Consider the following 23,401-nt stretch of genomic DNA (forward strand, 5'->3'; position numbering starts at 1 on the left):
TGCAGCTGCCTGCATCATCGGTGTGGGCGTCGGTCTCCGTTTGCTGCTTTTGGATACGGCTGTAGGGGGGAGGAAAGGACGTCCTGCCCCGGCGCCGGTTACAGTTGGGGGTGTGATTTTTTTAGGAGTGCCATCCATGCTTACCCATTTGTCTTCGCGCGGCCGGGCGCTGTGCCTGAGCCTTCTGACTGTCGCATTGACGGGTTGCGCGGGGTCCACAGGGGGCGCGCGCCCGGAAGGCGCTGCGGCGGCCAATGCGGCAAGCAGCGCCGATTCGTTGGCGCAGACCAGCTGGGAACTGGTGCGCTGGACGCAAGCCGGCGGCGCGTTGCGGGACATTCCGCATGGCGACAATGGTGAGCCGGTGCGCCTGACGTTCCTGGCGCAGGGCAAGCAATACCAGGTGAATGGCTTTTCGGGCTGCAATCGCTACATGGGTTCGTACAAGCTGGAACGCGGCAAACTCTTCATCAATGCGCCGGCCTCGACCCGCATGGCTTGTCCGGCGCCCGAACGCGCCAAGCTGGAAGCGGACTATCTGCGCGGCCTGACGGCCATCGATACCTTCACGCTGGATAACGGCGGCGCCCCGCGGCACCTGACGTTCAACCTGCGTGGCGGCGATGTGCTGGAATTCGAACGGCGCCAGGATCCTCCCACGCCATAATGCCCCACGCCGCGGATAGCCGTTTCAGGGTGTTTTCGGGCTGAAAACACGGCCGGGACGCGCCTACAATGGCGCTGCCCGATCGTGGCCGCCTCGCGCGGAGTCGGGCCGTTCCTTGCCGAGATTCCGGGAGACCCCCATGTCCTTTACCGCTTCCTTGCGCTGGTTGGCGCCCTGCATGCTGTCCGTCGGCCTCGTTGCTTGCGCATCGTCGCCGCAGCGCGCCGCCGACGGGCAGGATCCCCGTTACCAGCCAGCCTCGGCCTCGGACATCCTGGCGCAGACCAGCTGGGACCTGGCGCGGTGGACCCAGCCTGGTGGCGGGTTGCGCGCCATTCCGCATCCGTCCTCAGGGTCGCGGCCCCTGACCGTCACCTTCATCCACGACCGGGGCGCCCCGCGCATGTCTGGCTTCGCGGGCTGCAACCAGTACAACGCGCCCTATACCGTGGCCAACGGCCAATTGATCGTGCAGGCGAATCCGGTGGCGACGATGATGGCCTGCGCTGCGCAGAACATGGCGCTTGAGCGCGCCTTCCTGGACGGCCTGACCCGCATCACCGCCACGTCACTGGACAACACCAATAACCCACAGCGCATGACGTGGGTGCTGAGCACCGGCGATACGCTGGACTTCGGCCGCCGCGTCGACCCGGTGGCGGGCGGCCAGGCGGGGCCGACCAAGCTGGTCTACGTGAATTCAGAGCGCGTGCCCTGCAACGCCGGCGCGGGCCGCACCCTGTGTTACCAGGTACGCGATAGCGCCGCGCAGCCGTGGCAGTTCTGGTACGGGGATATCACCGGCTTCAATTTCCAGCCAGGCATCCGCTACCGCCTGCGCGTGGTCGAGGTCGCCGACCCGAATCCGCCAGCCAACGGTTCGTCCATGCGCTGGGTGCTGGACGCCGTGATCGAGCAGGAAATCGTTAATCGTTGAGCCGGATCAAGGCGGGCGGGGCGCAGGGTAACGCGCCCACCGATTACTATTACGGGCTTCGCCGTCCGCTTTTCTTCGCTTTGCCATGACTTCCGTCGTCAATATCGCCGCCTATAAATTCGTTTCGCTGGATGCGCTGCCCAACCTGCGCGCCCGCCTGCTGGCCTTGGCCGGCGACGCCGCGCTCAAGGGCACCATCCTGTTGGCCGAAGAGGGCATCAATCTGTTCCTGGCCGGCTCGGCAGAGGGCATCGAGCACTTTCTGCAAACGCTGCGCGCGGATGCGCGTTTCGCCGACCTGGAAGTCAAGTTCAGCCACAGCGAAGGCGTGCCGTTCCGCAAGCTGTTGGTGAAGATCAAGCGCGAGATCATCCGCATGGATCACCCCACGATCCGTCCCGAGGCCGGTCGCGCCCCGGGCGTTGACGCGCAGACGTTGGCCCGCTGGCTGGACCAGGGCATGGACGACGCTGGCCGCCCCGTCGTGATGCTCGACACCCGCAACGCGTTCGAAGTGGATGAGGGCACGTTCAAAAACGCGATCGATTGGCGCATCGACCGCTTCACGCAATTCCCCGCCGCAGTCCAGGCGCACCGCGCCGAACTCGAAGGCAAGACCGTCGTCAGCTTCTGCACGGGCGGCATCCGCTGCGAGAAAGCGGCCATCTACATGAACGAAGCCGGCATCCAGAACGTGTATCAGCTGGACGGCGGCATCCTGAAGTACTTCGAGGAGACCGGCGGGCTGGGCTACGAAGGCAAGTGCTTCGTGTTCGACGAGCGGCATTCGCTGGACCCGGGGTTGGCGCCTAGCAAGGCGTAGGTCCGGTCGCACAACAAAAAGCCCACCAGTTTCTTGGTGGGCTTTGTACTTGCTGCGCGGGTTGCGTGATCAGCGCACGCGCATGCCGGGCTTGGCGCCCGGAAACGGTTCCAGCACGTAGATGCCGGCGTCCACGGCTTCGTCCGCGTGGCTGGCCGCCAGCACCATGCCTTCGGATACGCCGAATTTCATCTTGCGCGGGGCCAGGTTGGCCACCATGACGGTCAGTTTGCCGATCAGGTCTTCGGGCTTGTAGGCCGACTTGATGCCCGAGAACACGTTGCGGTGGCGGCCTTCGCCCACGTCGAGCGTCAGGCGCAGCAGCTTGGTCGAGCCTTCGACGTGTTCGCAATTGACGATCTGCGCGATGCGCAGGTCGACTCGGGCGAAGTCGTCGATCGAGATCGTTTCAGCCACCGGCTCGCCGCCGGGCACCACCACCGGGGCGGCGGGCGGTTCGAACAGGTCTTCCAGCATCTGCGGTTCGACGCGCTGCATCAGGTGCTTGAACGGCGCGACGCGCTGCGGCAGCACGGCGGCGTCGGCCCACGTGAACGGAGCCTGGGCGCCGAACAGTTCCAGCGCCACGCGTTCGGTCAGCGACGGCAACACAGGGGCCAGCATCACGGACAGGGCCTTGAAGCCCGCCAGCGAACGCGAGCAGATGTCCTGCAGCGCGGCTTTTTGCGCGCCGTCGGCGGTCGCGATGCCCTTGGCCAGCACCCACGGCTGGGCCGTGTCGAATGCCTGGTTGATGCCGTCGGCATACGCCATGATTTCGCGGATGGCGCGGTTGTATTCGCGCGCTTCGAAGGCGGCACGGATGGATTCCGCCTGTTCGGCGTATTCGGCGGACAGCGCGGCGGTGTCGCCCGAATAACCCAGTGCGCCGTCGAAGTGCTTGGTGATGAAGCTGGCGGCGCGGCTGGCGATATTGACGTACTTGCCGACCAGGTCGCTGTTGACCCGGGCGATGAAGTCCTCGGGGTTGAAGTCCATGTCTTCGACCCGTGCGTTCAGCTTGGCGGCGATGTAATAGCGCAGCCACTCGGCGTTCATGCCGATTTCCAGGTAGCGCAGCGGCGAGATGCCGGTGCCGCGGCTCTTGGACATCTTTTCACCGCTGACGGTGATGAAGCCGTGCACATTCACCGCGTCCGGCGTTTTGCGGCCAGCGAACTTCAGCATCGCGGGCCAGAACAGCGCGTGGAAGTACACGATGTCCTTGCCGATGAAGTGGACTTGCTCGGTCGTGCCGTTGGGATCCAACAGGGCGTCGAAATCCAGGCCCTTGACCTCGCAATACGATTTCAGCGACGCCAGGTAGCCCACCGGCGCGTCCAGCCATACATAGAAGTACTTGCCCGGCGCATCGGGGATCTCGATGCCGAAGTAGGGCGCATCGCGCGAAATGTCCCAGTCCCCCAGCTTGGCTTCGCCGTCTTCGGCGCCCAGCCATTCGCGGGTCTTGGCCAACATTTCCGGTTGCAGGTGTTTGCCGCCGTTGGCGTTCGACCCCGTGGTCCATTGCTGCAGGAATTCCACGCAGCGCGGGTCGGACAGCTTGAAGAAGAAGTGGTCCGACGACTTCAGCACCGGGGTGGCGCCAGTCAGCGCCGAGTACGGGTTGATAAGCTCGGTGGGCGCGTAGACGGCGCCACAGACCTCGCAGGAATCGCCGTACTGGTCCTTGGCGTGGCACTTCGGGCATTCACCCTTGATGTAGCGGTCGGCCAGGAACATGCCCTTGACCGGGTCGTAAAACTGTTCAATCGAGCGCGTTTCGATCAGGCCCTGGGCCTTCAAGGCGCGATAGATATCGTGGGACAGCGCGACGTTCTCGGCGGAGTCCGTGGAATGCCAGTGGTCGAAACGGATGTGGAAGCCGTTCAGGTATTGCGGACGCTCAGCGGCGTAGCGGGCAACCAGCGCCTGCGGCGTGATGCCTTCCTTTTCGGCCTTCAACATGATGGGCGCGCCATGCGCGTCATCCGCCCCTACGAAGTGCACCGTGTGGCCCGCCATTCGCATCGAACGGACCCAGATATCGGCCTGGATGTACTCCATGATGTGGCCGATGTGGAAAGATCCGTTGGCGTAGGGCAGCGCAGTGGTGACAAATAGGGTGCGAGACATGGTTGTCAGTAGAGGTTGAGGGGAAAAAGGGAGTTAGCCGGCCATTTTAGGGCAACGGAGACGACTTGCCCGGCCAGGGGCGGGCCGGTGCCCGAAAACGACGCAACCCGCCTATCGCAACGCTGCGAAGGAGGCGGGTTGAAGGAATGCGGGGACAGGCCGCGCGCCGGCGGTCTGCGCGGAGACGCCCGGGCGACACGCCGCGCATTGGCCGGCTTGCGCCGCAGGGCGGCGCAAGCGCTCACGCAAAGCCGCCGTCAGCGGATTTCGCGGGCTTCGACGTCGATCACATCGCCGCGCGGTTGCGTGGCGAAGGGGGCGGTGGCGGACTGGAACGGACCCGGTCGAGCGCCTTGGCGCTGGCTCCAATAGGCGCGAACGCCGAAAGGTTTGCCGCGCACCTTGGCGACCACGTACAGGATCGCCACGGCGAGCGCCGTGGACAGCATGAAGACCAGCGCCATCGCCATGCCGATCAAGGCCAAGGCGGCGAATAGGACGGCACGGAAGAAGCGGATAAGTGTGTTGGTCATGAAGGTCGGATGCAAAACGCAGCGAAAGGTTCCCGTGTATCCGCTATCCTTTAGGGGACGGCGGCCCGCAGAAGCCGCGCTGCCTACGGAACCATAGTGACATGAGTATAACGATAGAACACATCCGCGCCGCTTTGCGCGCCGCGCACGACCCCAACACCGGACTGGACCTAGGCGTTTCTGTAAAAGATCGTGACATTCAACTCGCGGGCGGCCGCGCCGCGCTGACGCTGGAACTCGGCTACCCGGCCGACAGCGTCCGCGACCAGGTCCGCGACATCGCCGTGGCGGCGCTGGCTGCCGCCGGCGTGCCCGACGCGCAGGTCACCGTTACCTGGAAAGTTGCCGCCCATGCCGTCCAGAAGGGCTTGAAGCCCCTGCCGAACGTGCGCAACATTATTGCAGTGGCCTCGGGCAAGGGCGGGGTGGGCAAAAGCACCACCGCCGTGAACCTGGCGCTTGCACTGTCCGCCGAAGGCGCCAAGGTGGGCGTGCTGGACGCCGATATCTACGGCCCCAGCGTGCCGACGATGTTGGGTATTTCCGGCCGTCCCGAAAGCCTGGACAACAAAAGCATGGAGCCGCTGACGGGCCACGGCCTGCAGGCGAATTCCATCGGCTTCCTGATCGACGCCGATTCGCCCGCCATCTGGCGTGGCCCCATGGTCACGCAGGCGCTGGAGCAACTGCTGCGCCAAACCAATTGGCGCGATCTGGACTATCTGATCGTCGACATGCCGCCGGGAACCGGCGACGTGGCCCTGACCCTGGCGCAGAAAGTGCCGGTGGTGGGCGCCGTCATCGTCACGACGCCGCAGGACGTGGCGCTGCTGGACGCGCGCAAGGGCTTGCGCATGTTCCAGAAGGTCGAGGTGCCGATCCTGGGCGTGGTCGAGAACATGGCCATCCATATCTGCTCACAATGCGGGCACGCCGAACACATCTTCGGCGAAGGCGGCGGCCAGCGCATGGCCGAGCAATATCAGACGCCCTGGTTGGGCAGCCTGCCGTTGACGCTGGCGATCCGCGAGCAGACGGACGCCGGCACGCCGACCGTGGTGTCGGACGCGGGCAGCGAAGCCGCCGCGTTGTATCGGGGGATTGCCCGGAAGCTGGCAGCAGGCGTCGCGGCGCTACCGCGCGACATGGCCGGAAAATTCCCGTCCATCGTCGTACAACAGCCGACCTGACGCATGCGGTGGGCAGCCCGAGCCTTCTTGGCTGGACTTTGCATGGTATCGGGCGAGGCGCTGGCCAAACGTCCGGAGATCATCGTGGACCCCGGCGGCGTGCCGCCGGCCGCGCTCCAGGCGATTACCGAGGCGGTGGGCGCGATCGCGCGGCTGGCCGAAGACCAGGACGGCGGTGAAATCAACCGGTTGCGGCGTCGCGCGCGCGACGCGACGCTGGCCGCCCTGGCTACCCAGGGCTACTTTTCGCCCACGGTCACGCTCGAAGCCGGCACCGATATCGGCGGGGAAACCTGGGATATCGGCATCGTTTCCGGCAAGCGCACGACGGTGTCGGAAGTCGACCTGACGTTCACGGGCCGCATCACCCGCCCCGAATTCGCGCAGCGCGTGCAGAAGCTGCGCGACGACTGGCAGCTGAAGGCGGGGCAGCCGTTCATCAACAGCGACTGGAACAAGGCCAAATCAAGCCTGCTGGACCAGGTCTCGACCCGCGACTTCATGCTGGCGCGCATGACTGCGTCACAGGCCGACATCCAGGCGGATGCGGCGTCGGCTGTGCTGCGTGTCACGATCGACAGCGGGCCCCAGGTTCGCATGGGCGAACTGAATACCGAGGGCCTGAAGCGGGTGCCGGACAAACTCGTCCAGCGCTACGTGCGCTATTCCGTGGGCTCGGCCTACGACCAGGACCGTCTGGACACCTGGCAGCAGGACCTGCAGTCCACCGCGTTTTTCCGTGGCGCCTTTGTCTCGCTCGAGCAGCCGGGGAGCGCGCAAGAGCAGCTGGCGCAAGACGTGAAATCGGACCGGGCGCGCGCGCCGGGCTCGACCGATCTGGCCGCGGCCACGCCTGCGGGCGACCCCTCCGTGTCCGGCGCCGTGCCGCCGCCGCCCGCCGCCTATGACTCCGACGGCGAAGTGACGCTTCCCGTGCAGGTGCGCGTGGTCGAAGCGCCGCCCAAGCGTTTCACGGCGTCGCTGGGCGTGGACGACGAAGCGGGCGTGCGCGTGGAATCGCTGTACCGGCAGAACGTGGTGTTCGGCCAGCCGGTCACCATGGAGACGGGTTTCAGCGTGGACCGGCTGCGCCAACGCGCCTATGCCGACTTTCTGTTGCCGCCCACCGCGCGCGGCTATAAGGATTCCTTCGGCGTGCTGGCGGACCATTCCGATATCCAGGGTCTGGACGTCACCCGCTACGCGCTGGGCGCGACGCGGCTGCAAGAACGCAAGGGCGCGGGCGACAGCCGCGTGGAATACGAAACCCGCTGGGGCCTGTTGCTGGCGCAGGACCACGTGAAGATCGACGGCGGCGATGAATACACCTTGCCGACGCTGACCGCGACGGCCGAGTGGCTGCGCCGCGATGTGGACAACAAGTACGACCCGCGCGAAGGTCACCTGATCGCGGTGGGTGGCGGCGTGGGCGTGACGCTGGACACCGGCGAGCCCTACACGCGCGCCCGCTTGCGCGCCCAGAAATGGTGGCCCATCGGCAAGCTGGACGTGCTGACCGTGCGGGGCGAAGTCGGCCGCGTCTGGTCCAGCAGCAAGGTGCAGGTGCCGGACGATTTCGGCTTCCGCACAGGCGGCGCGCGCTCGATTCGGGGCTACAAGTACCAGAGCATCGGCGTGCAGCGCGACAACGCCGTCGTGGGCGCGCCCACGCTCGTCGTGGGCAGCGTCGAATACGACCACTATTTCGATGAGCGCTGGGGCATGGGCGTGTTCGTGGACGCCGGCGACGCCGCGGAGTCGTTCGGCGACATGTCGCTGGCGGTGGGCTATGGCGTGGGCGCCCGGGTGCGCACGCCGGCGGGCCCGCTGTTCCTGGACCTGGCCTACGGCCAGCGTGAACGCGACCTGCGCCTGCACTTTTCGTTGGGGATCGCGTTTTGAAGGTGTTGCGCAAAATCCTGCGCCACATCCTGGTTTGGTGGTTGCCGGGCCTGGCGATGCTGGCGCTGCTGGCCAGCGGATTCCTGTTCTGGCTGGTGGGGTCGCAAAACGGCACCCGCCTGCTGTTGACGACGGCGGCCCAGCAATTGAACGGGCAGGCGCTGGCGGTGAATGGTTCGCTGCTGCGCGGCGTGTCGGTGGGCAAACTGGACCTGGATGTGGGCGGCACCCGGATCGACATCACCGATCTGCATCTGGACGTGCATTGGCGTGCGCTGGGCGACCGCCTGCTGCATGTGCGCGACGTCTCGGCGGGGTCGGTGCACGTGACGCTGAGCGCGTCGCCCGAGACGACGCCCGAGGAAGACGACGGCACGCCGTTCACGCTGCCGTCGCTGCCGGTGGACATTGCCGTGGACAGCGTGGCGCTGGGCGACTTCCAGCTGGACCAGGACGGCCAGCCGCTGCCCGTCACGTTGGGCGGCCTGAACGCCACTTTCGCGGCGGGCAAGCAGGGGGCGCAACTGCGCATCGCCAACCTGCGCGTCGGCCATGAGGTCGGGCAGGCCGAGGTATCGGGTCAGGCCGATCTGCAAGGCATGGCCGATCCCTGGCCGTTCACCGCTCGGTTGGACGTGACCGCCCGGGGTTCCGGCCCGGATTCCCCGTTGTGCCAGGCGGACAAGCTGAGCGGCGTGTTCGACACGCGCCCGGGCAACGCCAATACAAAGGCCGATCCCAAGACCAAAGCCGATCCCAAGACCAAAGCCGACCCCAAGGCCAAGGCCGATCCCAAGGCCGCCAGGCCGTCCGAGCCCGTCGGCCCGCCCGCGCCCGCTTGCCAGGTGCTGCTGCGCGCGGACGCCGCGGGTTCCCTGGACGGCATCCAGGCCAAGCTGGACGGCGTGGGTTCCGGGTTGCTGCTCGAGGTGGTGGCCGACCTGGCGCCACGCACCGCGCTGGTGTTGCGCAGCGCCCGCGCCAATGCGCAACTGCCCGATAAATCAACGCTTGCCGCGCAACTCGATCTGCAGTCCGATGCCGCCCAGGGCGCGGGCCGCGACCGTATCGTGGGCACCATCAGCGCCCAGCGCCTGGATCTGGCGCCCTGGCTGGGCGAGGCTATACCGCCCGCCGTGCTGACCTTGCGCGGCGACGTGCAGGCCGATATCGAAAACCTGAGCCAATTGCGGCACGCCGCCGTCGACTTGCGTTTCGAAGACGGCACGCGCTGGAACAAACAGCCGCTGACCGGGGCATTGAAGGCGCAGGTCGACCTTGCCGCGCCGGAGGCCTCGGCGCCGGGCGCGGCGACGCCTCCCGGTAGCGCCGAGCCGGATCCGCTGGCCGGCTTGCGCATTCATGGCCTGGACGTGGACGTGAAGCTGGGCCGCAACCGGATTCAGGCCAAGGGCGAACTGGACGCCAAGGACGGTTCCTTGACCCTTGACGCCCAGGCGCCCCAATTGGACGCCTTCTGGCCCGGCATTCCGGGCGGTGCTGAGGTCAAGGGCAAGTTCGCGGGCACGGTGGCCGCGCATCGCGGCGAGGTGACTGCCGGCTACACGCCGCCCAAGCCGCGTCCCGGCGTGTTGGGGCAGGCTCCGGCCAAGGCCAATATCGTATTTACCGGCGCCTGGGGCAAAGGCGCCGCCGGTCAGCCTGATGCCGAACTGCAGGGATGGCGCGGCGCATTCTCCACGCTGACGGCCGATACCGCCGGTTTTACGGTGACGGCGGACCGACCGGTGACGCTGGCCTACCTGCCTTCCGCCGTGGCGCCCCAGTGGCAATGGCAAGTCGGCCAGACCGCCTTGAGCCTGACACTCCCGGGCAAGGAACGCCTGACCCTGGCGCACCAAGGGTCGCGCGGCGGCGGCAAGCGCTGGGAAACAGCCGGCCAGGCCGATAACCTGGTCATCACCGCCGCCATGGCCCGCCAGGTGATCACTGCCGTCGATCCCGAGGCGGCCTCGAAGTTGGGCAAGGGGCCCAGCCGGGTGAATGCAATGGTTCCCGAAGGCCAGCGCCGCATCGCGCTGGACGTGCTGTGGGACCTGAAATTCGACGGGCGGCTGGGCGGCAAGGCCCGTATCGCTCGCCGCGACGGCGATTTGCTGATTCCGGGAGATCCGCCTATCCCCTTGGGGGTAAAGGCGCTGGTGCTGGACCTGACCGCCACGCCCACCTCGGCCAATGCCAGCCGGCTGGACGCCAAGATCAACCTGGCGACCGACAAGATGGGCACCGTCAACGGCACCGGTTCTGCCGTGCTGGTCGTGGATGCCAAGGGCGGCATGGCGCTGGACCCGCGCCAGCCCCTGCGCGCCAAGTTGGACGCCGATATCGCCGACCTGGCCTGGGTCGGCCTGTTCGTGGGCGATTCGATGGAGGTCGGCGGCACCGTCAAGGCCAATCTGGAGGCCCAAGGCACCGTGGCCGGAAAGTGGTCCGCCAGCGGCACGATTCGCGGTGACAAGCTGCGCGTGGTGCGTATCGACGACGGCGTGCGCCTGATCGACGGCACCCTGTCCGCGCGTCTGGACGGCGACCGGCTCGTGCTGGACAGTCTGCGTTTTCCGGCGTCGTTACGGGTAATGCCAGCGGAATGGCGCACCAAGGAATGGATCACGACCAACCCCGAGGCCAAGGGCGGCTATGCCGAGGCCCGTGGCCAGTGGAACATCATGGACGGCGGCGGCGACATCAAGCTGACCTTGCACCGGTTCCCCGCGCTGCAGCGCTCGGACCGCTACGCCATGGTGTCCGGCGTCATCGACCTGAAGGCGGCCATGCCGCGCATCGAAATCGTGGGCGACCTGAAAGCGGACGCGGGCTGGTTCAGCCTGGAAATTCTTCAAGGCGTGCCCTCGCTGGATGACGACGTCAAGGTGGTCCGCGCCGGGCAGGACCCGACAGCGGTGTCGACGCCGTTGCAGACCAGCATGAACCTGAAGTTCGACATGGGGCCGCGGTTCTATATCACCGGAATGGGCCTGGATGCCGGCTTGCTGGGATCGATCCGGATCCTGCTGAACGAGGGCCGCTTGACCGGCGTGGGCCAGTTGCGCACGCGGGGCGGCGGCATCGAGGCCTATGGTCAGAAGCTGCGGCTGAGCCGGGGCACGCTGACCTTCCAGGGGCGCTTGGACAATCCCCTGCTGGATATCGAGGCGCTGCGCACCGGTGAACAGGTCGAGGCGGGCGTCAAGGTCGTGGGCACGGCGCAGCGTCCCCGAATTGACCTGGTGTCGTATCCCGACGTCAGCGACGTGGAAAAGCTCTCTTGGCTGCTGTTGGGCCGGGGCCCGGACGAAAGCGGCAGCGACGCGGCCCTGTTGGTGTCGGTGGGCACGGCGCTGTTGGGGGGCGGGCAACCGTTCTACAAGCAATTCGGGTTGGACGATGTCAGCGTGCGCACGGGCAACATTGGCAGTTCCGGCAGCATCCTGCCGGACCGCACTGTCGCGGGCGACGTCAACCGGGACAGCGATAGCCAGTTGGCGACGCAGTTCCTGGTGGCGAGCAAGTCGTTCGCCAACGGCATCACGCTTAGCGTCGAACAGGCGCTGGCGGGCAGCGACACGGTCGGACGGGCCAGCTACCGGCTGGCGCGCGGCCTGTCCGTGGACTTGAAGGGCGGTTCCGTCAACGGCATCGCGCTGGTCTACCGGACGTTCTGGGGGAATTGAACGCGGGCGGGCGGGGCGGGATAAAGGCGTCCCGCCCGGCCCGCCGGCGGGCGGGGCGCGCTCGGGATAAAATGAGGCCCATTCCTTCCCCTTAGCACCATTCCCACCATGAGCATCAAAAGCGACCGCTGGATCCGCCGCCAGGCCGAAGCCGGCATGATCGAACCCTTTGAAGCGGGTCAGGTCCGCACGGCCAATGGCGGGCGCATCGTCAGTTACGGCACCAGCAGCTACGGCTACGACGTGCGTTGCGCCGACGAATTCAAGATCTTCACGAACATCAATTCCACCATCGTCGACCCCAAGAATTTCGATGAAGGCTCGTTCGTGGACTTCAAGGGCGATGTCTGCATCATTCCGCCGAACTCGTTCGCCCTGGCCCGCACGGTCGAATACTTCCGCATCCCGCGCAGCGTCTTGACGATCTGCCTGGGCAAGAGCACCTACGCGCGTTGCGGCATCATCGTCAACGTGACGCCGCTGGAACCCGAATGGGAAGGCCACGTCACGCTGGAATTCTCGAACACCACGCCGCTGCCCGCCAAGATCTACGCCGGCGAAGGCTGCGCGCAGATGTTGTTCCTGGAAAGCGATGAAGTGTGCGAGACGTCCTACGCCGATCGCGGCGGCAAATACCAGGGTCAGCGCGGCGTGACGCTGCCGCGCACCTGATCCGTCAGCCGCCCTGGCCGGGCGCGGGGCGCAGGTAGTCGATATCCCACTCGGTTTCACCGGTCTGGATAAACCCGTGCCGGCGGTAGAAACGGTTGGAATCGCTGCCGCGCAGCGCGCCCACGGATACCGGCAGCCCCCGGCTGTCGGCGTCTTGCAGGATCCGGCGCATGACCTCGCTGCCCAGGCCTTTTCCTTGCGCGGACGGCGCCACGTACAGGTGGTCCAGCCGCAAGCCCGTGCCCTCCGGCCGCAGGGCGTAAAACCCCACCATTTGCCCGTTGTGCTCGATCGCCCAGGTATGTTCGGGGCGGAAAGTGTTGCGCAACCGGGCCCGCGCCCGTTCCGGGTCGAACCGGCCCAAGCGCGTCAGGCTGTCCCGCATGGCATCGATCCGCAGGTTCGCCAACGCGTCGAAATCCGCGTCCGACACCGGCCGGTACTGCGTTGCGCCCTCTGACAGCGCATCGTAGCCCTGGCCCAGGAATTGCAGGATGCAAATGCCGTGGCCATACGGGTCGCTAAGGTGTGCGATGCGGCCCCAGGCGTGAGAGGCTGCCGGGTCTTCCAGGAGGGCGCCGGCCGCGACGGCCTGCTGCACGGCGCGGTCCACGTCTTCCACCACGACATCCAGGTGCACGGGCGTCCAATGCCGCGCGTAGTCGCGCGTTTGGCGCGCTGCGCTTGCCGCGGGCGTGCCGGCGGGTTTCTCCAATAGATAGATGGGCGCATCGGCACCCAGCATTTCCGCCGCCTTCGGGCCCAACCGCCGATGCAGCGTCAAACCGAAGGCGCGTCGATAAAAGTCGATGGCGTGTTCAAGCTCGGGGACGTCGATGTTGACCAGGATCCGCATAAGGGTTTTCCTTTTGGGGGAAGCAAGAAACCATATCACGGGCCCGTGGCGGCATGCGGGCCTTCGTGTCTGCCGCGCGCGCTAAAGAAACCGGCTGGCTTGGCCGTAAAAAGGATATATGTGTTTGCCGATTTGGCGACGTCATCTCTGCAAGCTGAGCAAGGCCCCGACCCCCGTGCGTTACCCCCATATTCCCTGGCTGCCCCTGTTGTTCTATCCCGCGCTGCCAGTGGCGGCTGCGGTCGGCCTGATGCTGTGGCGCGATTGGCCGCCGGCGCTGACGCTGATCGTGCCGTTCGTGCCGTGGGTGATGGCGCTGATCGGCGCGGCGATCTGCTTGATGTATCAGCGGTCGCAAACCATGGCGCTGATGCTGTGCGTGCTGGCCGCGACCGCGGTCTGGCCCACACTGGTGCGGGAAGCGCCGTGGGCGTTGGGGCCCGCGTTGGCGTGGTGGTCGGTGGCCTATACGGTCAATGCGCTGTGGTCCGAGCGGTCAAGCATGCTGTTGGATATGGCCGCGCGCCTGGGGCTGATGGCCGTGGGCGTGGCGGTGATCGCGCTGGTCGGCAAGGACGGGTTGACCGACGTCTTCGGTACGCTGGCGGTGCAGGGAAAGCTGGCGCGGCTGGGCGTGCCGATCGAAACGCTAGTGGCGCTATTGTTGACGGGCCTGACGTTGACGTTGCTGCTGCTGCGCTACGGGCGTCCGCAGCAAGCCGGGCAATGGTTGGGGTTCGTTTGCATGGCATGGGCGTTGCCGCGTGGCGCACAGCATCCGGTTGAACTGGCCCTGATGTCGGCCGCGGCGTTGACGGCGCTGTGCATTTCACTGGCGCATGAAGGCTTCCACATGGCGTTCCGTGACGAGCTGACCGGCTTGCCGGGCCGGCGCGCGCTGAATGAACGGCTGCAGCGCATGGGCCGCGTCTATACGCTGGCGATGGCGGACGTGGATCACTTCAAGGTTTTCAACGATACCCACGGGCACGACGTGGGCGATCAGGTGCTGCGCATGGTGGCCTCGCAGCTGCGTCGCGTTCCCGGCGGCGGGCAGGCGTACCGCTATGGCGGAGAAGAGTTCACGTTGGTGTTTCCCGGCAAGACCGCGGCGGAGAGCATCCCGCACTTGGAAACGGTCAGGCGCGCTATCGAGGCCTATCAAATGCGCTTGCGCGACAAGCCGGCCCGCCCCAAGGCGGACCAGGCGGGCCAACGCCGGCGCGGGTCGCGGGGAGGGCGCGGCGCGCGTCCGCTGCGGGTGACGGTCAGCATCGGCGTGGCCGAGCGTGGCGACGCCTTGCGGGCGCCGGACGCGGTGATCAAGGCGGCGGACCAGGCGCTATACAAGGCCAAGGACGGCGGCCGTAATCAGGTCTGCGCGTATGGTATTCGGCGCAAGGCCGGGGCTTGAATCGCCCCACGGCGCTACCTGCCTGACAACGCCAGCGCCATCAAGGTTTCGTCGTAGAGTTTCCCGTTCACGCATAGCGCTTCGCGTTCCGTGCCGTATTCCACAAAGCCCAGGCTGGCGTAAAGCGCCGCCGCGGCGACGTTGTTGGCGGTCACGCTCAATTGCACTTGCCGGATGCCGCGCATGGTCTGCGCATGCGCGATCGCCGCATGCATCAGCAGCCGGCCCAGGCCGCGCCCGCGTTGGGCAGGGGCGACGTACATGCTCCAGATGTGCGCCTTGTGGCGCATCTTCAATTTGCGCTGACGGCCCACGCCGACCATGCCGGCAAGCGCGTCGTCCGCGAACACCCCGAACAGCGCGCCGTCGTCCAGCGGCGTGATCCACCCCCGGATGTCCTCCAGTGTCAGCGTGTGTTCCTCTTCGTAACTTGATCCGAACGATTCGGGCGTTTCCACCAGCGCATCCAGGCGCAATCGGCGCAGGGACGGGGCGTCAGGGGCGGTCAAGCGTCTGACAAGCGAATCGGGCATGGGCGCAAGTGTTGGGAATACGGAACGGTCGGGGGGGATTCGGGCAGTATAGGCGGGCCGCTTGCCTATAATAGGCACATTGCCGCTTGCGGTTTTCACAAAGGAGCCAACGATGTTCGGTTTCCTCAAGATAAACCAGGACGCCAAGCGCGACGAAGTGCAGGAAGAGTTCGTCGCGCGTGTGGCGGATGCCGCGCAAGACTTTGTACAAGCCGCCAGTTCCACGGGCGCAGTGTTGGACTATTCCCTGTCCAGCGTCCACGCGCTGGATGACGCGCTCGAGGCCGCCCACGTCGGGACCTTGCCTCTTACCCCCATGCAGACTGTCGGCGCCGCCGCCTACCTCTACGAGATCGGGCGCCGGGCGCACGGTGGCCTCTACGAGGTCTGCGACGACGAAGACCCGGTCGTGCTGGTGTGCGGCGACCCCGGCTCCGAAGTCTGTTTTGGCGCCATTGCCAAGGTCGAACGGCGCATCCGGTACGGCGCCTCCGAGGCGATCCCCGCCTATTTCGAGATGTTCACGGCTGCCTTGCAGACGGGCGAAGCCCAGACCATCCGCTAGGTTTGATCCCCCCGCCGCCGTTGCCGCTGTGCTGAAAGCGCCCGCTTTTGGCGCGATGACAACGGCCGTTCAGGCCTTCTGGGGATTTCCCTTAGGACTGTAAGAAAAACAGCCCTACAATTCCGCCATTCCCGCCTCCCCGGCGGGTGCTCGCGCCGTCTGTCATCAGGCGGATTTTTACTAGAAGTACATTCGCGCCGCGATAAGCGTCCGATCCCGTCTTGCCCCAGGAGCGCCTGCATGAAATTCCGCTTCCCCATCTTCATCATCGACGAGGACTACCGTTCCGAGAACGCGTCCGGTTTGGGTATCCGTGCCTTATCTGAAGCGATCGAGGCCGAGGGCGTCGAGGTGATCGGGGTGACCAGTTATGGCGACCTGAGTTCGTTTGCGCAGCAGCAAAGCCGCGCCAGCGCCTTCATCCTGTCGATCGACGATGAAGAGTTCGACGTGGATTCGCCCGAGGACGTGGCCAGCGCGATCAAGAACCTGCGCATGTTCATCGGCGAACTGCGCTTCCGCAACGCCGACATTCCCATCTACCTGTATGGCGAGACGCGCACGTCGGAACACATCCCGAACGACATCCTGCGCGAGCTGCACGGCTTCATCCACATGTTCGAGGACACCCCCGAATTCGTGGCGCGCCACATCATCCGCGAAGCGCGCAGCTACGTGGATTCGCTGCCGCCGCCGTTTTTCCGCGAACTGGTCAAGTACGCGCAGGACGGTTCGTATTCCTGGCACTGTCCCGGCCACTCCGGCGGCGTGGCGTTCCTGAAGAGCCCCGTGGGACGCATGTTCCACCAGTTCTTCGGCGAGAACATGCTGCGCGCCGACGTCTGCAACGCCGTGGACGAACTGGGCCAGTTGCTGGACCACACCGGCCCCATCGCCGAGTCCGAGCTGAACGCCGCGCGCATTTTCCATGCGGACCATTGCTTCTTCGTCACCAACGGCACGTCCACGTCCAACAAGGTCGTCTGGCACGCCAACGTCGCTGCCGGCGACGTGGTGGTGGTGGACCGCAATTGCCACAAGTCGATCCTGCACGCCATCACGATGACGGGCGCGATCCCGGTGTTCCTGCGCCCGACTCGCAACCACCTGGGCATCATCGGCCCGATTCCGCTGGAAGAATTCCACCCGGACAATATCCGCAAGAAGATCGAAGCCAACCCCTTCGCGCGCGAAGCGGTGAACAAGAATCCGCGCATCCTGACGTTGACGCAAAGCACCTACGACGGCGTCATCTACAACGTGGAAATGATCAAAGAGCAGCTTGGCAGCTATGTCGACACGCTGCACTTCGATGAAGCGTGGCTGCCGCATGCCTCGTTCCACGAGTTCTATCAAGACATGCACGCCATCGGCCAGGACCGTCCGCGCAGCCACGACGCGATGGTCTTCGCCACGCACTCCACGCACAAGCTGCTGGCCGGCATTTCGCAGGCCTCGCAGATCATCGTGCAGGAATCCGAGACCCGCAAGCTGGACCGCAACGTCTTCAACGAGGCGTACCTGATGCACACGTCGACCTCGCCGCAGTACGCGATCATTGCGTCGTGCGACGTGGCCGCCGCCATGATGGAGCCGCCCGGAGGCACCGCGCTGGTCGAAGAAAGCATCCGCGAAGCCCTGGACTTCCGCCGCGCCATGCGCAAGGTGGAATCCGAGTTCGGCAAGAACGACTGGTGGTTCAAGGTCTGGGGCCCGAACCGCCTGGTGTCCGAAGGCATCGGCAACCGTGACGAATGGATCCTGGAAGCCAACGACCACTGGCACGGCTTCGGCGAAATGGCCGAAGGCTTCAACATGCTGGACCCGATCAAGGCCACGGTCATCACCCCGGGGCTGGACATGTCGGGCAGCTTCGGCGAAACCGGCATCCCCGCCGCGCTGGTGTCCAAGTACCTGACCGAGCACGGCGTCGTGGTCGAAAAGACCGGTCTGTACTCGTTCTTCATCCTGTTCACCATCGGCATCACCAAGGGCCGCTGGAACACGCTGTTGACCGCCTTGCAGCAGTTCAAGGACGACTACGACCGCAACCAGCCGCTGTGGCGCATCCTGCCGGATTTCTGCAAGGTCCATCGCCGCTACGAGCGCATGGGCCTGCGCGATCTCTGCCAGGAGATCCACGAGGCCTACCGCGCGCGCGACGTCGCCCGCCTGACCACCGAGATGTACCTGAGCGACATGGTGCCGGCGCTGAAGCCGTCGGACGCCTTTGCCCGCATGGCGCACCGCGAAGTCGAACGCGTCGACATCGACAAGCTGGAAGGCCGCGTGACCGGCGTGCTGCTGACGCCGTATCCCCCGGGCATCCCGCTGCTGATCCCGGGCGAACGCTTCAACCGCACGATCGTGCAGTACCTGCAGTTCGCACGCGAGTTCAACGAGCGCTTCCCCGGTTTCGAGACCTATATCCACGGCCTGGCCGACGAAGTGGGTCCGAATGGCGAAAAGCGCTACTACGTCGATTGCCTGATCGAAGAGTAAGACCCGCGGGTCTGGAGTCCTGATGTTTGATGTAGCCGTACTCGGCGCCGGCGCCGCTGGCATGATGTGTGCAGCGGTGGCCGGCCAGCGCGGCTTGCGCGTGGTGCTGGTCGACCATGCCGACCGCCTGGCGGAGAAAATCCGCATTTCGGGCGGCGGACGCTGCAATTTCACCAACATCGGCGCCGGACCCGCCAATTTCCTGTCCGACAATCCGCATTTCTGCCGCTCGGCGTTGTCGGCCTATACCCCGCAGGATTTCCTGGCGCTGATGAAGCGCCACCATATCGCCTGGCACGAAAAGCACCGCGGCCAGCTCTTCTGCAACGATTCCAGCGAGTCCATCATCGACATGCTGCGCGCCGAGTGCGACGCGGGCAATGTGCAATGGCGGATGGGTTGCCCGGTGTCCGAGATCGGGCACGGCGACGCGGGCTTCGAACTGCGCACCGGCCAAGGCGTGATTCGCGCGGCCAAGCTGGTCGTGGCGACCGGCGGCATGGCGATTCCCCAACTGGGGGCCACGGATTTCGGCCTGAAGATCGCGCGGCAGTTCGGCCTGAAAGTGGTCGAGCCCCGGCCGGCGCTGGTACCGTTGACCTTCGACCCCGCGCAATGGCAAGCGTTGTCAGAGCTCTCGGGTGTGGCGCTGGAAGTGGGCCTGCACACGGGGCAGGGCAAGGCGCGCGGCGAATTCCTGGAAGACCTGCTGTTCACCCATCGCGGCCTGTCCGGCCCGGCAATCCTGCAGATCTCCAGCTATTGGAAACCCGGCGAACCCATCGTGATCGACCTGGCGCCGGGCCGCGACCTGGCCGAAGAACTGCTGGCGTCCAAATCCGGCAACCGGCAGCAACTGCACACGGTGCTGGCGGGCCTGTGGCCCAAGCGGCTGGCTGATCGCTGGTTGCATCTGGCCGAGCAGGGCGGCAAGCCGGGGCTGGCCGCGTTGCGCCTGGCCGACGCGCCAGACAAGACGCTGCGTGCGCTGGCGCAGGACATCCATCAATGGTCACTGGTGCCCAGCGGCACCGCTGGCTACAAAAAGGCCGAAGTCATGCGCGGCGGCGTGGACACGCGCGGTCTGGACCAAAAGTCGATGCAGGCAAAAACCACGCCGGGCCTGTATTTCATCGGCGAAGCGGTCGACGTCACCGGCTGGCTGGGCGGCTACAACTTCCAGTGGGCCTGGGCATCGGGCGTGGCCTGCGGCAAAGCGCTGTAGGGCTGGCGCCCGGCGCATAGCCGGGCGCTATGACGCGAATTGCGACAATACCATTGTGATATCAAATAAAAATACATATCATTTATGTTTTCGATATTGACTTGCGCCTTCCCTCTGGAGGGCGGGTCCACCGGAGACATGCATGGCCTACACCCTTCCGACCCTGCCGTACGCCTATGACGCCCTGGAACCTCACATCGACGCGATGACGATGGAGATCCACTACAGCAAGCACCATCAAACATATGTCACCAGCTTGAACGCGGCGCTGGACGGGGCTGGGATCAGCACCGACGAGCCCGTCGAAGCGCTGGTGGCGCGCCTGGATCAACTGCCCGAGTCCATCCGCGGCGCGGTGCGCAATCACGGCGGCGGCCACGCCAACCACAGCCTGTTCTGGTCGGTCATGTCGCCCGAAGGCGGCGGCGAGCCCGACGGCGCGCTGGCGGCGGCCATCGAATCCGAACTGGGGGGCCTGGCCGCCTTCCGCGACGCGTTCACCAAGGCCGCGCTGACCCGCTTCGGCAGCGGCTGGGCCTGGCTGTCCGTGACGCCAGCCGGTAAGCTGGTGGTCGAAAGCAGCGCCAACCAGGACAGCCCGTTGATGCAGGGCAACACCCCCATCCTCGGTCTGGACGTGTGGGAGCATGCCTACTACCTGAAGTACCAGAACCGCCGCCCGGAATACATCGGCGCCTTTTACAATGTCGTGAACTGGCCCGAAGTGGCTCGCCGCTATGCGGCCGCGAAGGGCTAACGCCATCTCTCTCAAGGAGGGTAGCGGCCCTATGAACACTTTCAGCCGTCATCGCGTGCGGCCCGCGGCCACCAGCATCAGCGTGTGGACGCTTGCCGTCCTGGTGTCGTGCCTGGCGCTGCATCAGCTCTGGGCGTACCTGGACGTGCGGGCGCCGCATGTGGCCGACGCCCTGCTGGGCGGCTTGGTGGCCGCGGCCGCCACGGCGCTGGGCACCTTGCCCATCCTGTTCGCCCGCACCATCCCGCAAAAGGTGCAAGACAGCATGTTCGGCTTCGGCGCCGGGGTGATGCTGGCGGCCAGCGCATTCTCGCTGGTGGCGCCGGGCGTCGAGGCGGCCGAGTCCCAGGGCATGGGCCCGTGGGGCGCCGGCCTGACGGTGGGCGCCGCCATCCTGCTGGGGGCGGCGGTCCTGCTGGTCATGGACCGGACCTTGCCGCACGAGCACTTCATCAAGGGCCGTGAAGGCATCGAGGCCCACCGCCTGCGCCGTACCTGGCTGTTTGTGTTCGCCATTACCCTGCACAACCTGCCCGAAGGCCTGGCCATCGGCGTGGGCTACGCGGGCAGCGACCCCGTGCGCGGCACGGCGCTGGCCACCGGCATCGCCATCCAGGACATCCCGGAAGGGCTGGTGGTGGCCGTGGCGCTGTTGGCCGCCGGCTACAAACGCGCCTTCGCCGTGGCGCTGGGCATGTTGTCCGGGCTGGTTGAACCGCTGGGCGCGGTGATCGGCGCGGCTATCGTCGGGTTCTCCGCGGCAATGCTGCCCTGGGGCCTGGGTTTCGCCGCCGGCGCCATGCTGTTCGTCATCAGCCACGAAATCATCCCCGAATCGCACCGCAAAGGGCACGAGGTCTATGCCACCTGCGGCTTGATGATCGGCTTCGTGTTGATGATGCTGCTGGACACGGCGTTGGGGTAGGCCTGGCGGGCCTCTCGGGGCGTTCGGCCCCGAGAAGTCCCGCTTTTCCAGCCTCCAGATTCGTTGTATGCTTGGCGCCGCTGTCACGCATGTTTGCGGGAGAGAGCGGCCTATCAATACGGGCCGCCGCCGAAGGCGCAATTCGCCCAGAATCGCTCAGGTAACCGATATCGCACATGCTTGCCCTGTCCCGGCCTTCTTGCCGTGTGGACGGGGCAAAACAGTACTCTGGAGAGACCTGGCGCCGCCCCTGAACAAGGGACACATAGCGTGTAGCCCAGGCGCCGAAGGTGCAAACCCGCCACGCGCGGGGCAACTCTCAGGCAAAAGGACAGAGGGGCGGAAGATTCAGCCGTAGCCGCGCGGGCGTCGTCCGCCTGTCGCGACCGGCATTCCGTAACCCTGGCAGCCCACTGCCGTCCCGGAGTTTCCGCGCATGTCCGCAACCCTCAAACGCACCCCGCTGGCCGAAGAACATATCGCCTCCGGCGCCCGAATGGTCGATTTCGGCGGATGGGACATGCCCTTGGCCTACGGCTCGCAGCTGGAAGAGCACCATGCGGTGCGCCAGGATGCCGGCATGTTCGACGTGTCGCACATGCTGAACGCCGACGTCGTCGGCCCGGACGCCTTTGCCTTCCTGCAGCGGTTGGTCGCCAATGACGTGGCCAAACTGACCGTGCCGGGCAAGGCGCTGTACACCTGCATGCTGAACCCGCAAGGCGGCGTCATCGACGACCTGATCGTCTACTTCTTCGCCGCGGATGAATGGCGCGTGGTGGTCAACGCCGGCACGGCCGACAAAGACATGGCCTGGATGCAGCGCGTGAAGCAGGCCGGCAATTTCGATGTCACCATCACCCCGCGCCGCGACTTGGCCATGGTGGCCGTGCAGGGCCCCAACGCCCGCGCCAAGGTCTGGGCCGCCCGCCCGGCATGGCAAGCCGCCACGGAACCGCTGACGCCTTTCGTCGCCGCCATCGTGGGCGACGACACACTGGTCGCCCGCACGGGCTATACCGGCGAAGACGGCTTTGAAATCGTTTTGCCCGCCGCCGACGTCGTGCAGCTGTGGCGCGACCTGGCTGCCCAGGGCGTGCGTCCGGCGGGCCTGGGCGCGCGCGACACGCTGCGCCTGGAAGCCGGCATGAACCTGTACGGCCAGGACATGGACGAGCTGACCCACCCCAACCAGGCCGGCCTGACCTGGACCGTGTCCCTGAAGGATGCCGAGCGCCACTTCATTGGCCGCGACGCACTTGAGCAGTTCGCCACGCCCGCCACCTTCATCGGCCTGAAGCTGCAAGAGCGCGGCGTGATGCGCGCCCACATGGCCGTGCGCACGCCGGCCGGCACGGGCGAGCTCACCAGCGGCACGATGTCGCCCACGCTGGGCGTGTCGATCGGTTTTGCCCGCCTGCCGCAAGGCGTGCGTCCGGGCGATACGGTCGAGGTCGATATCCGCGGAAAATGGGTCCCCGCCCAAGTCTGCAAACTGCCGTTTGTCCGTAACGGCAAAGCCGTCGAACACTCGTAAACTCGAAGCTTCGCGCGTGCGCCGGCCCGGTCCGGGCAAGCGTCGCCCGCGCGAGGCGCGCAACACCATTCATCTACCCGCATTCCCTCAGGAGTTCCCATGAGTCTGCCCACCGATCGCAAGTACACCCAGTCCCACGAATGGGTCAAAGCTGAAGGCGACGTGTTCGTCGTCGGCATTACCGACACCGCCCAGGATCAATTGGGCGATCTGGTCTTCGTTGGCGACGTGAAGGTCGGCGCCAAGCTGAACGCAGGCGAAACCGCTGGCGTGGTCGAATCGGTCAAGGCCGCCTCCGACATCTATGCGCCCATGGCCGGCGAAATCGTCGCTTTCAACGACGAGCTGGAAAACAACCCCAGCCTGATCAATGAATCGGCCTTCACTGCCTGGATCTTCAAGATCAAGCCGGTTAACGCGGCCGATGCCGACAAGCTGCTGGACGCCGCCGGCTACGAAGCCGTCGCCAACGGCTAAAGCCGGTCCGAGGCGGGCGCGGCCTGTGCGCCGCGCCCGCCCTGACGCACCACCACCC

The 23,401-nt window shown here is 66.0% G+C and carries 19 protein-coding genes and 2 riboswitches; of the genes, 15 read left to right on the plus strand and 4 right to left on the minus strand.

The annotated features are described in order from the left end of the window. The first annotated feature begins 136 nt into the window (after nt 1-136). The 3 genes from ACI0FO_RS15360 to ACI0FO_RS15370 all read left to right on the plus strand — a co-directional run bounded on the left by ACI0FO_RS15360 (nt 137) and on the right by ACI0FO_RS15370 (nt 2,427). Nucleotides 137-667, plus strand: a complete 531-nt coding sequence (locus ACI0FO_RS15360; RefSeq protein WP_416027900.1) for an META domain-containing protein — start codon at nt 137-139, stop codon at nt 665-667. Between the two features lie 139 nt (nt 668-806). Then, a complete protein-coding gene (locus tag ACI0FO_RS15365; RefSeq protein ID WP_416027902.1) occupies nt 807-1,604 on the plus strand; it encodes a DUF4377 domain-containing protein in 798 nt (265 codons plus the stop codon). An 85-nt stretch (nt 1,605-1,689) separates the two neighbouring features. Next, nucleotides 1,690-2,427 (plus strand): sulfurtransferase, encoded by a 738-nt coding sequence (locus tag ACI0FO_RS15370; protein WP_416027904.1) that lies wholly within the window; start codon nt 1,690-1,692, stop codon nt 2,425-2,427. Nucleotides 2,428-2,496: 69 nt separating this feature from the next. On the opposite strand, the gene metG is transcribed toward ACI0FO_RS15370, so the two are convergent. After that, nucleotides 2,497-4,563 (minus strand): methionine--tRNA ligase, encoded by a 2,067-nt coding sequence (metG, locus tag ACI0FO_RS15375; RefSeq protein ID WP_416027906.1) that lies wholly within the window; start codon nt 4,561-4,563, stop codon nt 2,497-2,499. A gap of 257 nt (nt 4,564-4,820) precedes the next feature. Then, complete coding sequence (locus ACI0FO_RS15380) at nt 4,821-5,096, minus strand: hypothetical protein (protein WP_050448114.1); 276 nt, start codon at nt 5,094-5,096, stop codon at nt 4,821-4,823. A 101-nt stretch (nt 5,097-5,197) separates the two neighbouring features. Here ACI0FO_RS15380 and apbC point away from each other — a divergent pair, with 101 nt between their 5' ends. From apbC to dcd, 4 genes are all read left to right on the plus strand, one after another. Further along, complete coding sequence (gene apbC, locus ACI0FO_RS15385) at nt 5,198-6,286, plus strand: iron-sulfur cluster carrier protein ApbC (protein WP_416027908.1); 1,089 nt, start codon at nt 5,198-5,200, stop codon at nt 6,284-6,286. Nucleotides 6,287-6,289: 3 nt separating this feature from the next. After that, nucleotides 6,290-8,188, plus strand: coding sequence for an autotransporter assembly complex protein TamA (locus ACI0FO_RS15390; RefSeq protein WP_416027910.1), 1,899 nt, complete (start codon nt 6,290-6,292; stop codon nt 8,186-8,188). Beyond that, nucleotides 8,185-11,880 carry a translocation/assembly module TamB domain-containing protein gene (locus ACI0FO_RS15395; protein ID WP_416027912.1) on the plus strand — a complete coding sequence of 1,232 codons (3,696 nt, stop codon included), beginning with the start codon at nt 8,185-8,187 and terminating at the stop codon, nt 11,878-11,880. Before ACI0FO_RS15390 ends, ACI0FO_RS15395 begins: the two co-directional genes overlap by 4 nt. Nucleotides 11,881-11,988: 108 nt before the next feature. Beyond that, nucleotides 11,989-12,552 carry a dCTP deaminase gene (gene dcd / locus ACI0FO_RS15400; protein WP_006226186.1) on the plus strand — a complete coding sequence of 188 codons (564 nt, stop codon included), beginning with the start codon at nt 11,989-11,991 and terminating at the stop codon, nt 12,550-12,552. A gap of 4 nt (nt 12,553-12,556) precedes the next feature. Here the strand turns inward: dcd and ACI0FO_RS15405 are convergent, their stop codons facing one another. Then, nucleotides 12,557-13,408, minus strand: a complete 852-nt coding sequence (locus ACI0FO_RS15405) for a GNAT family N-acetyltransferase (RefSeq protein WP_416027914.1) — start codon at nt 13,406-13,408, stop codon at nt 12,557-12,559. A 175-nt stretch (nt 13,409-13,583) separates the two neighbouring features. On the opposite strand from ACI0FO_RS15405, the gene ACI0FO_RS15410 reads away from it, so the two are divergent. Next, nucleotides 13,584-14,822: a GGDEF domain-containing protein gene (locus ACI0FO_RS15410; protein ID WP_416027916.1), complete on the plus strand. Its 1,239-nt coding sequence runs from the start codon at nt 13,584-13,586 to the stop codon at nt 14,820-14,822. A gap of 14 nt (nt 14,823-14,836) precedes the next feature. On the opposite strand, the gene ACI0FO_RS15415 is transcribed toward ACI0FO_RS15410, so the two are convergent. Next, nucleotides 14,837-15,331, minus strand: a complete 495-nt coding sequence (locus ACI0FO_RS15415; protein WP_416027918.1) for a GNAT family N-acetyltransferase — start codon at nt 15,329-15,331, stop codon at nt 14,837-14,839. A gap of 136 nt (nt 15,332-15,467) precedes the next feature. Between ACI0FO_RS15415 and ACI0FO_RS15420 the strand changes: the two genes are divergently transcribed. From ACI0FO_RS15420 to gcvH, 7 genes are all read left to right on the plus strand, one after another. Further along, nucleotides 15,468-15,920 (plus strand): hypothetical protein, encoded by a 453-nt coding sequence (locus tag ACI0FO_RS15420; RefSeq protein ID WP_416027920.1) that lies wholly within the window; start codon nt 15,468-15,470, stop codon nt 15,918-15,920. Nucleotides 15,921-16,160: 240 nt separating this feature from the next. Continuing rightward, on the plus strand, nt 16,161-18,422 hold the full coding sequence (locus ACI0FO_RS15425) for an arginine/lysine/ornithine decarboxylase (RefSeq protein WP_105556975.1): 2,262 nt from the start codon (nt 16,161-16,163) through the stop codon (nt 18,420-18,422). Between the two features lie 22 nt (nt 18,423-18,444). Further along, a complete protein-coding gene (locus ACI0FO_RS15430; protein ID WP_416027922.1) occupies nt 18,445-19,647 on the plus strand; it encodes an NAD(P)/FAD-dependent oxidoreductase in 1,203 nt (400 codons plus the stop codon). A gap of 142 nt (nt 19,648-19,789) precedes the next feature. Next, complete coding sequence (locus ACI0FO_RS15435) at nt 19,790-20,404, plus strand: superoxide dismutase (protein WP_416027924.1); 615 nt, start codon at nt 19,790-19,792, stop codon at nt 20,402-20,404. 31 nt (nt 20,405-20,435) lie between these two features. After that, nucleotides 20,436-21,329, plus strand: coding sequence for a ZIP family metal transporter (locus ACI0FO_RS15440; protein ID WP_416027926.1), 894 nt, complete (start codon nt 20,436-20,438; stop codon nt 21,327-21,329). Between the two features lie 86 nt (nt 21,330-21,415). Next, nucleotides 21,416-21,512: riboswitch (glycine riboswitch) on the plus strand. A gap of 35 nt (nt 21,513-21,547) precedes the next feature. Beyond that, nucleotides 21,548-21,674: riboswitch (glycine riboswitch) on the plus strand. 91 nt (nt 21,675-21,765) lie between these two features. Continuing rightward, the gene (gcvT, locus tag ACI0FO_RS15445; protein WP_332007636.1) at nt 21,766-22,866 is read left to right on the plus strand and encodes a glycine cleavage system aminomethyltransferase GcvT; all 1,101 of its coding nucleotides are present in this window, start codon (nt 21,766-21,768) and stop codon (nt 22,864-22,866) included. Between the two features lie 99 nt (nt 22,867-22,965). Then, on the plus strand, nt 22,966-23,343 hold the full coding sequence (gcvH, locus tag ACI0FO_RS15450) for a glycine cleavage system protein GcvH (protein ID WP_416027928.1): 378 nt from the start codon (nt 22,966-22,968) through the stop codon (nt 23,341-23,343). Nucleotides 23,344-23,401: the final 58 nt, after the last annotated feature.

Source organism: Achromobacter marplatensis (genome assembly GCF_049060505.1).
Classification (GTDB): Bacteria; Pseudomonadota; Gammaproteobacteria; order Burkholderiales; family Burkholderiaceae_B; genus Achromobacter; species Achromobacter marplatensis_A.